Here is a 12,865-nt window from a genome sequence, read left to right on the forward strand (position 1 = left end):
AAAATTTTCGCAGATTATCCTGACTCGATCTCAGAGTGTCAGTGGATCGACATCCAGGTGCCAGCGTATTCTGCTGTGGGCTGGTAATGCAGTGATACGCTGATGCCAGTCACCTAGAAATGTTTGCAAATGCCTGCGTGAGCGGGCCTGAATCAGCAGTTGAGCACGTTCCAGCCCCTTGAGCCGTGTCATGTGAGCGGGAACCGGGTCGAAAAGCTGGATATGAGGGTAATTCTCCGTAACGGCTGCGAGTGCAGCTACCTGTCGTAAAAATTCCAGGGCATCTGTTAATACTGGTGCTTCTGCGCGCAATACCGCCAGGTAAACAAACGGGGGGAAACCGGCGGATCTACGTTCTTTCAGATGAGCCTGTGCGTACGCTGCGTAATCTTGCCGTATTAATGCTTGATAGAGCGGATGTTGTGGAAATTCAGTCTGAATCAGAACGCTGCCGGGCACATTTGCCCGGCCGGCACGCCCTGCTACCTGTATCAACTGTGCAAAAAGGTGTTCTTCGGCACGAAAGTCGGTGCTGTAAAGTGATGCATCGGCATTGAGCGCGCATACCAGCGCGAGATTTGGAAAATCATGTCCTTTTGCGAGTAACTGGGTGCCGACCAGAATATCCGCTTCTCCCCGGTGAATGCGATCGAGCATCTGCTGCCAGGCGCCTTTGTGGCGAATACTGTCGCGATCGACACGCAAGATGCGTGCTTCCGGGAAATGTCTGATTAGGGCTGCCTCGACCCGTTGTGTTCCGTGACCAAACGGCAGGACATCAGGATCTCCACATTGCGGGCATGCCGGTGAGACGGGTTGCTGGTCACCGCAATAGTGGCAGCGCAGTTGCCGGTCACGCAAATGGACGACCAGACGGCTGGAGCAGCGTTTGCAGGTTGCAATCCAGCGGCAGGATTTACAGAGCAATACCGGAGAATAGCCACGCCGGTTGATGAACACCAGGCTTTGCTGTTTTCTGGCAAGGCAGTGGCGCAGTGCATCGAGTACTGGTTCCGACAATCCTTCCTGAGCTGGAATGACACGCAAATCGATGCAGCGAATGGTTGGCAGTGCAGCCTGGCTGATTGCCCGTGAGTGCAGTTGCAGCAACCTGTAGCGGCCGGTGCGAGCCTGGTGATAGCTTTCCAGAGAAGGAGTGGCTGAGCCAAGAATGACGGGTATATTGGCCTGCCTGGCCCGGTAAATTGCCAGATCACGTGCAGAGTAACGCAATCCATCCTGCTGTTTGAAAGAATGATCCTGTTCTTCATCGACGATAATCAGGCTCAATTCAGGCATCGGGGTAAAGATTGCCAGGCGTGTGCCCAGAACGATTCCGGCTTTTCCCCGTTGTGCCTGCAGCCAGCCTTGCAAGCGTTCACTGTTATTCAATCCACTATGCAGGCTGACCAGTGTTGTTCCCGGGAAGCGTTTCCTGAAAACTGCTTCCAGTTGCGGGGTGAGATTGATTTCGGGAACCAGAATCAGAACCTGCTTTTGTTGTGCCAGTAATGAAGCAGTCACCTGCAGGTAGACTTCCGTTTTGCCACTACCAGTAATGCCGTTGAGTAACCAGGGTGTAAACGTTCCGGTTCTGTCAAGGATTTCGGATATGGCCTGCGCTTGTTCAGCGGTTGGAGCAGGGGAAGATGCCGTACTGAATACAGCTTTTTCCGGCAAGGCAGTGAATTGTTCTACCCAGCCCAGATCCTTGAATTCATGCAACAGCTTGCGGGAATGCGATGACATGGCCTTGCAGATTTCAGCAGTAATGATTCCACGTTCGGACAGTAAGGAGATCAACTGGCGTTTTGCCTTTGCCCGAATCGGGAGATCGGCAAGGGTGATGGATTTGCCCGTATCGGTCAATCTCCAGCTCGGGGGCTGCTCTTTCCCGGTATGTTTGAACTTCCGCAGTAATACGGGTAAGCCATTCATGACGACCTGTCCGATCGGGTGATGGTAATAACGACTGCAGAACTCGAATAACCCGAGCAATGGTTGAGGCAGGGGAGGGGTTTGACGGTCGATCTGACCGGCGTATTTCAGTTTGCTTTCCGGGACGGACGAGGTCTCGCAGACAGAGATGATAATCCCGGAAATTTGCCGGCTACTGAAAGGAACACGTACGCACCGGCCGATATCTGCTGTGTCTGCATCCGGGGCGAGATAATCGAACAGCCGGTCAATCGGAACATCGAGCGCAACACGGATGATTATCATACCGGAGATGTCCGGGCTTAATTTACCGGAAGAACATCGTGATCAGAATATTCTTCCGGTAAATTGATGTTTCTCAGAAATACTGTCAGTTGGAGAGGCGTTGTAATGTGATGGGCGCCAATCTTTCTCCAGAGAGTGTTGCGTTTTGTGCGCCAGTATCAATTTTGAAGGTGATCGGTTTTCCACTGTACTCCGACAAGCCCGCGCAGCCGGCCGTATTGTAGGTAAAGCTGGATAATTTGAGTGTGCCGCTGGCTGCATCAAATGCATAAGTGGCCAGCTCGACTCCGGGTTTTGCGCACGCAGCCGGCGTGGATTGTGTAGCACTGCCGACCGGGTCAACCAGCATGTAGCGGTTATCGGGGAAGAACAGGAAGACAGGCGATTTGATCGAATCCTTGTCCATTGTCCAGGCACCAACGATACTCTGGGAGTTATCCATTTTATGGTAACGAATTTCCTGCACCGTAGTTTCGGCTACTTCATCATCAGAACTGAGCTCAATCGGTTTCGAGATATGGAACAATTCACCGAACAGACTTGCCTGTTCTCTTTCGCGTTGCACAATGACGATATCGGAGATGATCAGCTCATTTCCGTTGGTATAAACACGCCAGTTGGGGCGAGGATGAGACAGTCCTGACTGAAGATCGGTATCGACTTCGGGTGTGCTGACGAGTTTGAAGCCTCGTTCATCGTATTCAGTTGCTTTGGCTGTTCCGTACTCGACACCGGCGGTAAATACCAGTTTGCTGCCGCATGCACGGTTTGCGTCACATGAATCGTCCGGTGTGGCAATCCCATGCAGATATTCTCCGCTGCCATCGGTTGAAAAGCGGAAAAAGTTTAAACTGGTGTCGTCCTGGTTCACCCAGAGATGGCCGCCCAGCAGGTTGACTGCCTGCGACAGAAAATGTGCATTGGCCTCATCCGCTGTTTTAATGCTGCCAGCTATGCCAGCGGCTTCCCGTGCAGTAGCGAGTGCAGGAGAAGAGGGAAAGGTGCCGGGATCTGCTTTCAGATCAAGTGAAGCATCCAGGGCATCAGCCGCAGTTTTGGGTATGGAAATACCGTTTGCGAGGTTGTTGTCAGCATCGAGTGACTGGAACAGAACCAGCAGATTGAGCAGTTTATTCCGGTCACCCGCAGCCAGTTCGATCGGCGTGGTGAGCCCTGTTCCGGGAATCTTGCCGAGATTCAGTTTGCCGATATGAAATTCGATACTGTCACCATGATTGAACTTGTAAAGTCCGGTTACATCAGTCATACCTGATGCACCTGATGAGGCAGAGTAGGACACCCCCTCTACTGCCGAATCGGCCAGTATCCCGGTAGCGGGCCCTTGTGCCTGTGCAACCGGTTTTTTATTCGATGTGGCTTCCTGCTGGCTGTCACAAGCTGTCAGAGTTAATGCGAACAGGCTTGTGATGAGCAGTTGAATGGTTGTTTGCTTGTTATCTGTTTTCATTTCATTGAAGTGGTGCGAGTTAGATCATTTGTGACATGACAATCCGCTCGTTGGTGGCATATTACAATTGTAATCCTGTAATAGAAGAGGATAATGCGCCACTTTAACGGTTTTTGCAGATTGTGAACCTGATATCAGCGCCTGATTATAGTCGATGAGTAAAGTAGTGTGGTTTAAATCTTGAAGTGGCAGGTTCGCAGTCCGTTTGGCATCATCATACCCGCGGCAGGGGCATCTACGGGCGAGGGATGTTCTTTTGCCATTGCGGTTTGATTTTGTGGAAAAAGATCATATTCACTGCTAAGGTATTCTGTCGCGACAAAATTTAATTCTTTCCCGGTTGGTTCTGATATTTATTCCTGACTGAGAGGTGGTACTGAAAATATATGTCCAGCTTTGTACAAACTCCTGATACTGCTGTTGCACAACCGCAACTTTCTGTTGACTGGTACTTAGATCCGCGGATCTTCGAGCTGGAAAAACAGCTGTTGTTTGACCAGGGGCCCGGGTATGTCGGGCACGAATTGATGGTGCCGGAGATGGGTGATTACTATGTGCCGGCCACACAAAACAATGCCAGAATCCTGGTTCGTAACGAGAATGGTATCGAACTGCTGTCGAATATTTGTCGCCATCGTCAGGCAACCATTCTGGAGGGACGGGGCAGTTCCAGAAATATAGTGTGCCCGATTCATCGCTGGACTTATGCAATGGATGGCAAATTGCTGGGAGCACCACATTTCAGTAAGAATCCTTGCCTGAATCTGGGTAAAACGATTTTGCAGCATTGGAACGGGATGATTTTTGCCGGCAAGCGTGACATTAACCGGGATCTTGCAGGGATGGGCTCACGTAACGAGCTGGATTTCTCAGGGTATGTACTGGATCGTGCTCAGATCGACCACTATCAGTGCAACTGGAAAACCTTCATCGAGGTTTATCTGGAAGATTACCATGTCGATCCCTTTCATCCGGGGTTGGGCCATTTTGTGAATACCAGACAGCTTGAATGGGAATTCGGTGATTGGTACAGCGTGCAGACCGTTGGTGTGAATCCTGATTTCAGTCACGCCGGTTCCGAGGTTTACCAGAAATGGCACGCACAGGTGTTGCAACAGAATAATCAGCAGATTCCCCGTCATGGTGCGATCTGGCTGCTTTATTATCCGAATGTCATGCTTGAATGGTATCCGAATACACTCGTTGTCAGCACGCTGCTGCCAACCGGAATAGAGCAGTGCATGAATATCGTCGAATTTTATTATCCGGAAGAAATCGCCCTGTTTGAACGCGAGTTTGTGGAAAGAGAGCAAGCTGCCTACCGGGAGACAGCCAGAGAAGATGATGAAATCTGCAGGCGAATTACGGCAGGCCGGCGTGCGCTGTATGAGCAGAGGGTGAATGAAACAGGTCCATATCAGCAACCGATGGAAGCAGGAATGGAGCATTTCCACCGCTTCCTCCGCCGTGAAATCGAGCCTCATCTGTACTGAGCCGGAGTTTTGCAACCAGAATGGCCTCATTATGGATGCTGGTGGCAGGCTTTATGTTCGCCTGTATGGGAGTGCTGGTCAAACTTGCTGCAGCATTCTTTTCCAATACCGAACTGGTATTTTACCGTTCGCTGGTGGGGGTGATTACAACTTTTCTGGTCATGCGTGCTTATGGCATGCCCCTCGTGACGGAACACTGGAAGAACCATTGCTGGCGTGGATTATCCGGATTGGGTGGAGTGTTGCTGTTTTTTTACTGTATTTTGCAGTTGCCACTGGCGACTGCGATTTCGTTGAATAACACCTGGCCCCTTTTTCTGGCATTTCTGGCCATGATATTACTGAAAGAGGAATTCAGTTGGTTGCTGGCGGGGGCGTTGGTAGTGGGTTTCATTGGAGTCATCTTCCTGCTCAGACCCACTCTGGCGGAAGGTCAATGGTATCTGGCGCTGATCGGTATTGGTTCCGGCCTGTTTGCAGGCATTGCGCACTTTCATGTCAGGCAGTTGAGTGAGCTGGGTGAATCTGACTGGCTCACCGTGTTTTACTTTACACTGGTATGTACGGTTGCCACCGGTTTATGGCTGACATTTACCGCGTTCAGCGCGGTCAGTCCGCAAAGTCTGGCACTGGCGCTGGGTATCGGAGTCACGGCAACTCTGGCGCAGCTGGCTATTTCTCGTGCGCACCGGGGGAGCAATATTCTCATTGTCGGAGTACTTTCCTATAGTTCAGTGCTGTTCGCAGGATTGATGGATCTGTTCTTCTGGGATGCACGCCTGCCTGTTTCTGCCTGGGTGGGAATGGGACTGATCATACTGGGGGGATTGCTGAGTATCCGGGGAATACCGGTGCGCAATTCGAGCATCGTTACGCTGGATGACTGATATTCTGTGAAAGGGGGTGCCGGAATATCGGGTGACGCCAGCACTGTTGTTTGTCTATGATTAACATTCATCACTTGGAGCTTATGATCGATGATCAATATTGAAGAAACCGGCAATCTTATTGTGGTCGCTGTTATCGGGGAATTTACCCTGGATGATTTCAGACAATTTGAAGATCAGGTGCTCTACCAGTTTCACTTCAACGGGGAAGCCAATTTACTGCTGGATTTGCGTGACATGGTGTCCTATTCGGTGGATGTCGCATGGAAGGAAATCAGGTTCATGCGTGAGCATGGCAGTAAAATCAATCGAGTGGCAGTGGTGACTGACAGCCAGTGGCAGGTGTGGAGTGCATGGGTTTCCAATTTGTTTACCGATGCGGATGTCGTCGTGTTTTCTGATTATGATGAGGCATATGGCTGGGCCAGGATCTAATCGGATAGAGATGTAGTATTCGGTTAGATAGGTGGAGAGTGGTTGATATGGATGATTTTGTGCTGGCAAGGGTGCTGCATGTACTGGGAGTCGTGCTGTGGATAGGCGGTGTCGCGATGGTGACAAGTACGCTGTTGCCGGTAATCGCAAGAATGCCGCCGGTTTTTGACCGGATGGATATTTTTCACCGTATTGAGAAACGTTTTGCACGTCAGGCACGGTTTACCACGCTGCTGGTCGGGTTGACCGGCTTTTATATGATCCATGTTCTCGATGCCTGGCATCGCTTTACTGAGATTCGCTTCTGGTGGATGCACGCCATGGTGCTGGTGTGGGGCATATTCACTCTGTTTTTGTTCGTGCTAGAACCGCGTGTGATGCATAAAAAAGTCAGCGAAAATGCGCAACAGGATCCTGAAGCTACGCTAGCCAGAATGCAGAGAATGCACTGGCTGCTGCTGAGTCTCAGCCTGATTACCGCTGCTGGTGCCGTTGCGGGAAGTCACGGCTGGTCATTTTTCTGAGAATGATGATCGACTATCTGATACTGAAACATCTGCATGTGACGTGCGTAGCCATCAGCTACACGTTATTCGTACTGCGCGGAATATGGATGCTGAATGCTTCCCCCCGTTTACGGCAACGCTGGGTAAAGATTGCTCCGCATATCAATGACACGGTTTTGTTGCTAAGCGCTGTTGCACTGGCGGTTTTGACTCATAGAAACCCGCTCGTCGAAACCTGGCTGGCCGCTAAAATCATCGGTCTGCTGCTCTATATCATGCTTGGCCTCGTTGCTTTCAGACTGGGTAAGACACGCCGGGCAAAAGTGATGGCCTGGATATTGGCACAGATTGTATTTGCCTATATCGTATCGGTTGCCCTGACAAAAAATCCTCTTTTGTTCTGACATCGGGCTGGCAGTAACTGACATACTACAATCGTTGCGTGTTCGTGAATCCCCGGGCTGCTGCCATGGATTCAATCAGGTCTTTTCAGCCTGATTTCAGCTTATCCGGAAATTTTTGAATTGCCAGGGATCAGAAGTATCCAGATCTTCCTCGAATAACGCCTGCCTGCCCTGAAGAGGTGTCCAGTCACTATATCGACCGGTCACTTCTCCCAGATAAGGTGTGGCAACCTGCAGTACCCGTTCAAATGACATTTCATCCGGTTCGACAATCCCTGATGCCGGGTTCTCGATTGCCCAAACCGTTCCACCCAGTATTCCTGCTGCTACCTGCAGGCTGGTGGCATTGTTGTAAGGGGCAAGATCACGAGCTTGCTCGATCGATAGCATCGAACCATACCAGTAGATTCCCCGGGCGTGTCCCATCAATGCTACCCCGAGTGCATCAGTGCCCTGTTCGATGTCATGCATCAGCAGGCGTACATTATTCTGCAGCCTGAAATTGCTTCCGCTGAATTCATTGATCGACAGCATGGTGGCATCGGTGGGGTGGTAGGCGTAGTAAACGGTAGGGCGATAGCGAGCATCGTTCCCATTTTTAAGGGTAAAGTAATTCGCGATCGAAATGGATTCCGAGTGAGTGATCAGAAAGCCCTGATAAGTGCCGGTCAATGGTGTCCAGCCAAGAACCTGTGTGCGCATACCGGGGCGTTGCAGATAAATGGCGGCATCACAGCCGAAACGGTGGTGCCGGGCGTCTGCCGGTTCATATTTTTCGTGGCTTCCCCAACCCAGCTCGGCCGGTTGCTGTCCTTCTCCGATGAAACCGTCGATTGACCAGGTATTCACAAACTCGTTGATGTGCTTGAACGGTCTGGCGATCTGGGTATCTCTTTCGGCGCATTGCATGATTTTTATATCCAGTTTTTGTGCAAGCTGACCCCACTCGTCTTGTGTTCGGGGAACGGTGGTAATGCCTTCAATGTCGTGCGCAATATTCAGCAAAGCCCGCTTGACCCAATGAGAAATCAGACCAGGGTTGGCGCCATGGCAAAGTACTGCTGTCGTACCGCCACCGAGTTTCTGGCGGAGTGCCAGTGCCTGTTCCCGGAAACCATAATTCGAGCGTTCTGAAGGAGAAATATGAATATTGGTATAACCGCCCGGCCATGGCTCTATACAGGCATCGAGATAGAGTATTTCCCGTTCATGGCAGTATTCGATCAGCGCAAGGCTTGAGACATTGACGGACAGATTGAGCAGAAAATCACCACGTTCTACTATCGAGTTCAGGATTTCTCTGTAATTACCGGGAGTAAGCGGGCAGACTTTGAAAGAAATCTGCTCCTTTTCCGCTTGTGCTCTTCCTGTATCGTCACCGGTAATGATTAGAATGCGTTCGCGCGGGAGGTCAAAATGCCTGAGTAATAACGGGAGGAAACCTTGTCCGACACTTCCAAAACCTATCAAAATGAATTTGCCTGCAGGTGCTGCGAATTTTTCATACCTGTCCATCGATCAGATATTTTCCTCCCTGGTGATTTTGTTGCTGATACTGATTTATAATGATTGAAAAGCTCAGGATAGGCGGGCGTGGAGATAAAAAGCCGCTGCCAGAGGGTGAAAGGAGCAGATTGTATATATTAGTGATTTCAGGGGCAAATCAGGATGGATTATTTCTACGAATCGGAACACACCAAATTTATGCGGGAATTGTTTGCAAAACGACCCGAACTTATCGAAAAACAAAAAGAAGCGCGTGCAATCTGGTGGGATAAAGATGTGGATCGTGAAGCTTTGAAATGCTTCGAGGAAGCCGAAGTGCCACAGAGAAGCTACGTATATTTTTCGTGGCCAGATCAAGAACAAGAAACAGAAAAATAGTTGCCTGCTTCCTGTGTTTTTCCGCGGCAGTACGTTCAAATGGCGGTTGGAAGGTAGTATAATTGCGGCGGCCTGTTTTCTTACAGGTATTACAGTGTCCGTTGTTGTTTATCGGGCCGGAGCATGATTTTATCTGATGGTTTGAGATCGCTCACTCCGGTTCACTGTATCTGACGGTAATGTTTCAGATCAGTAACAAGACATCCAGAGTCTTACATATTTACCCTGCCGTTTCTTGAACTTCTTTGATGGAACGAGAAACAGAGCATCAGCAGGTTCTCCCAGGCGCCCATAGCTCAGTGGATAGAGTACTGCCCTCCGAAGGCAGGGGTCACACGTTCGAATCGTGTTGGGCGCGCCACTTGAACTGTTTGAGGGCAGTCGAGGTGTGCACCTCAATGGACAGAAAAGCAACTGACTCCCATAACCTTACCCGCATCCGAGTATGAGATATCCTGAACCTTTCTGCCCGCCGTTCAAGGGATAGAAAGAGCGAGTGCCTTATTCTTGTAGCGCTTGTCTTCGGTTACTTCTTCCCCGAACCACGGCGGTGGTATGAATGCCTGTGCGGCATCTTCTGAAAGGAACTCCACCTCAACCAGCATCAGGGGTGACAGATGTCCGGCAAAGACATCGAGTTCGAAGAGCTGTCCATCGGGCAGCTTTCCACTGTACCGGGTTTTCTCTACACGCCGCCCCTCTGTGGCAGGCCACAGCATTTCGAACTGAGTCACATCGATCTGAATTTCATACTCCTGTCGGGATAATCCACCCTCGGATTTCAGCGTCATGAAATATTCTGTGCCTTGCTGACGCAAGCGCAGCTCGATTGAATCTGTGGGGGTGGTCAGATAGCCCTGACGGAGCGGAACAGCGTGCAATTCGCCGTCAGGGAAAGTTGCCACGAGAAATTTGCGTTCGATCTCGGTCACGGTACTATCCGCTCAAGAAGTTCATCGAACAGTGCCTGATACGCCTTACCTGCCGGACTGTCCGGTGCGGTCGCGAGAACAGGGGCCCGTACCACTCCCATCCGCTCGATTTCGGAGGCGAAGGGGATCTTTGCGGCCATGATTCGTTTGGGATAATTATGTGTCAGTTCAACGATCATCTCCCCATGCAAGGTTTTGGTTCCCTGGATCATCGAGAAAAAGGCATGAATCTTTTCCATCGGCAGATCGTGTTCGCGGAAGAATTCCAGTAACTGTTCGAAAGTACGTTGCGAAAGTGTCGTGGGAATCACTGGTGTCACGACCGCATCTGCCGCGCGGAAGATATTTTCCGATAGAATAGAGATGTTGGGAGGACAGTCGAGCAGCACGATATCGTAATCACCTTTTACCGCCTTCAGAGCCTTTTTCAGACGTGAACGTGCATCTTTCATCTTCGACAGAAAAACATCGAAGTCGCGAAAGCTTATATTCGCGGGCAGAATATCGAGATTGTCGTAATCGCTGCCGCGTATCGACTTGGTAAAATGTTCGACATCCTCGAAAAAACGTGCTTCTGTCAATTTTTTCGATGGTTTTACGCGAAAGTAAAACCCTGACGCACCTTGTGGATCAAGATCGCATAGCAGCGTCCTCCGGCCAGATGTTGCGAAGGCATAGGCAAGATTGACAGCGGTGGCAGTTTTTCCGACTCCGCCTTTGTTGGAATAACAGGCAACGATCTGCATCAGAACTCCTCTCTACTGCGGAACAATGTGCGGAAAGACCGCTGCATGCGGCTACTGCTGAAACGCCCAAAGGCATCCGTGATTTTTTCACGCTCGGCGGATTGACGTTGGTACAGAATGGTAATCAGCGAACCAATGCTCTGAGTGATTTCGAGCTTGTGCTGTTCGTCATTGAGGTCATCGACAAATGCCTGAAGGTTGATCTGTTGAACCACGCAGTCGTTGAACAGGCCCAGTGAATCCTGAAGTCGTTTCAATGATTTCAGCAAGCTGTCAAATGGTTCTTGTGGGAAAACAGCACTGAAGAATTCCATCAGATAGCGTAGTTTCTTGCATTCGATGCGCAACTGATGGATTTCCTGGTCTGGAGTAGCGACATTTATAGTTGCGGCGAGGCGGCAGATCTTGCGATAGCGTTTCCAGATCAGTTCACAGGCGAAATCGTAGGAGGTGCGACTGGAATTAGGTCCCGGTTTCAGTTTACGCTTCTTCGAGAACAGTTTCGTGAGCGCCTTTATCTCTTTTTTGTAGCGACCGATCTTGAGATGGATCGCCAGGCGGGCCTGTTCGTCCGTACGCCTGCTGCGCATTAGCGAAAACATTGCATCCAGCCCGCTATGCATCGTGTGGGGCACGAGAGAGTAGAAAGATTCCTGCTCCAGCAGATAGACATCAAGATCACGAAGCGGCCCCGTAGGAGTCATTAGTGCGGAAAAGCGTATTTTGAGTTGGTGAGCCTGGTCAATGTCATAGACGCCCTTGAACAGGCTCAGTATCGAGCGGATCTTGCGCAGGGCGATACGGTAGTCATGCAGGAACTCAGTATCGAGATCATGGATGATGCCGTATTCATTCATCCGGACGATAGAGAGATAGCTGTCGATCAGATTGGTCGCCGTATCGAAGGCAGTTTCCTCTTGATGGATCTCGATTGTCGGCTTGGCGACGTAATCGACACAAGCGTGGTCGATCATCCGATAAAGATTGCCCGCAGTCAATGGTGTCCCGCCACTGGTGCGTATGTGCGCTGTCAGATCGTCCAGCGCTTGATCGTAGCCGCGTAGCCCCTGTGGCGTAATCAGTACGACTGCTTTGCCGCTGATTGGCATGAGTTCCCGCAGCCCGGCTCGTGTGTGGGTTTTGCCCTCATTGTCGATCAGCGAGAGTTTTCCATTTCTCATTGTGCCCGACGCTACGGTGAGCAGCGCCCGGAGTGGTGACAGGCCCGTCAGCGCTTCCTTTACCGGCCCTTCCTGAAATTCCGTGACAAATCGGGTATCCGGTCTGGCGTGCTGGCTCAGAATTATCCCTTCCGTTGTCAACAGCTCCACCTGCTCATCAATCACGAATAACAGCCTTTGCGATTTTTGCAGGCTTTGCTCAAAGCAATCGAGGATCGCAAAACTGTATTCGTTCTCGTCCCAGTCCAGTATCGGCACCAATCCCTGAATGTCGCTACCTGCCAGATTACTCAGTTGCTCGACCGACATATAGTAATTCGCGGACTTTGAACTCATTTCTTTAGTTTATTTGAACGATCCAACTCGTGTTCGATGAGTATTTCAATGATTTTCTGCATGCTTGTTTCTTCCATGATCATGATCATCCTGATCTCCACCATGGCTGGGACTCAATCATCCGATCCTGTGACGCGCCATGACGTCACATTATGATATGTGTGTGACAGATATATGACGAGTGGACGATACAAACTGGTTCATTTTTCGATGCTTTTTTGATGCTGCCAATTGAAATCAATATCATTGGCGTAAATGCCGGTATCCTCCATGCTGAGGAGGTACCGAGGGAGAGCTCATGATTTGAATTTTCTACAGTAGCAAAGAAGAGAATGCCGGCAAATTATCTGCCAGATAATTTGCCGGCGGA

Annotated in this window: 12 protein-coding genes and 1 tRNA gene; 7 read left to right on the forward strand and 6 right to left on the reverse strand. The window is 50.4% G+C overall.

The window, feature by feature from the left end; all coding sequences use genetic code 11:
- Nucleotides 1-30: 30 nt before the first annotated feature.
- The gene (locus tag HRU73_RS02785; protein WP_287399371.1) at nt 31-2,223 is read right to left on the reverse strand and encodes a primosomal protein N'; all 2,193 of its coding nucleotides are present in this window, start codon (nt 2,221-2,223) and stop codon (nt 31-33) included.
- 85 nt (nt 2,224-2,308) lie between these two features.
- A complete protein-coding gene (locus HRU73_RS02790; protein ID WP_287399373.1) occupies nt 2,309-3,691 on the reverse strand; it encodes an adhesin in 1,383 nt (460 codons plus the stop codon).
- Between the two features lie 386 nt (nt 3,692-4,077).
- Between HRU73_RS02790 and HRU73_RS02795 the strand changes: the two genes are divergently transcribed.
- From HRU73_RS02795 to HRU73_RS02815, 5 genes are all read left to right on the forward strand, one after another.
- Nucleotides 4,078-5,184, forward strand: a complete 1,107-nt coding sequence (locus HRU73_RS02795; RefSeq protein WP_287399375.1) for an aromatic ring-hydroxylating oxygenase subunit alpha — start codon at nt 4,078-4,080, stop codon at nt 5,182-5,184.
- Between the two features lie 20 nt (nt 5,185-5,204).
- Nucleotides 5,205-6,071, forward strand: coding sequence for a DMT family transporter (locus HRU73_RS02800; protein ID WP_287399376.1), 867 nt, complete (start codon nt 5,205-5,207; stop codon nt 6,069-6,071).
- Nucleotides 6,072-6,161: 90 nt separating this feature from the next.
- A complete protein-coding gene (locus HRU73_RS02805) occupies nt 6,162-6,506 on the forward strand; it encodes a SpoIIAA family protein (protein WP_011112069.1) in 345 nt (114 codons plus the stop codon).
- Between the two features lie 47 nt (nt 6,507-6,553).
- Nucleotides 6,554-7,030, forward strand: coding sequence for a hypothetical protein (locus tag HRU73_RS02810; RefSeq protein ID WP_011112068.1), 477 nt, complete (start codon nt 6,554-6,556; stop codon nt 7,028-7,030).
- A 2-nt stretch (nt 7,031-7,032) separates the two neighbouring features.
- Nucleotides 7,033-7,416: a SirB2 family protein gene (locus tag HRU73_RS02815; protein WP_276679348.1), complete on the forward strand. Its 384-nt coding sequence runs from the start codon at nt 7,033-7,035 to the stop codon at nt 7,414-7,416.
- A 96-nt stretch (nt 7,417-7,512) separates the two neighbouring features.
- Here the strand turns inward: HRU73_RS02815 and HRU73_RS02820 are convergent, their stop codons facing one another.
- Nucleotides 7,513-8,931 carry a homospermidine synthase gene (locus HRU73_RS02820; protein ID WP_281871107.1) on the reverse strand — a complete coding sequence of 473 codons (1,419 nt, stop codon included), beginning with the start codon at nt 8,929-8,931 and terminating at the stop codon, nt 7,513-7,515.
- A gap of 153 nt (nt 8,932-9,084) precedes the next feature.
- On the opposite strand from HRU73_RS02820, the gene HRU73_RS02825 reads away from it, so the two are divergent.
- Together HRU73_RS02825 and HRU73_RS02830 are read left to right on the forward strand one after the other, a co-directional pair.
- Nucleotides 9,085-9,300: a DUF3460 family protein gene (locus tag HRU73_RS02825; RefSeq protein WP_011112065.1), complete on the forward strand. Its 216-nt coding sequence runs from the start codon at nt 9,085-9,087 to the stop codon at nt 9,298-9,300.
- A gap of 285 nt (nt 9,301-9,585) precedes the next feature.
- Nucleotides 9,586-9,661, forward strand: a tRNA-Arg gene (locus HRU73_RS02830).
- 115 nt (nt 9,662-9,776) lie between these two features.
- On the opposite strand, the gene HRU73_RS02835 is transcribed toward HRU73_RS02830, so the two are convergent.
- The 3 genes from HRU73_RS02835 to HRU73_RS02845 are packed head-to-tail and all read right to left on the reverse strand — an operon-like array spanning nt 9,777 to nt 12,495.
- On the reverse strand, nt 9,777-10,232 hold the full coding sequence (locus tag HRU73_RS02835; protein WP_011112064.1) for a CYTH domain-containing protein: 456 nt from the start codon (nt 10,230-10,232) through the stop codon (nt 9,777-9,779).
- On the reverse strand, nt 10,229-10,978 hold the full coding sequence (locus tag HRU73_RS02840) for a ParA family protein (RefSeq protein WP_287399377.1): 750 nt from the start codon (nt 10,976-10,978) through the stop codon (nt 10,229-10,231). The genes HRU73_RS02835 and HRU73_RS02840 overlap by 4 nt, the downstream gene beginning before the upstream one ends.
- The gene (locus tag HRU73_RS02845; protein WP_287399378.1) at nt 10,978-12,495 is read right to left on the reverse strand and encodes a CHAD domain-containing protein; all 1,518 of its coding nucleotides are present in this window, start codon (nt 12,493-12,495) and stop codon (nt 10,978-10,980) included. Before HRU73_RS02845 ends, HRU73_RS02840 begins: the two co-directional genes overlap by 1 nt.
- Between the last annotated feature and the right edge of the window lie 370 nt (nt 12,496-12,865).

The sequence above is a fragment of the Nitrosomonas sp. H1_AOB3 genome (assembly GCF_015709435.1).
GTDB lineage: Bacteria > Pseudomonadota > Gammaproteobacteria > Burkholderiales > Nitrosomonadaceae > Nitrosomonas > Nitrosomonas europaea.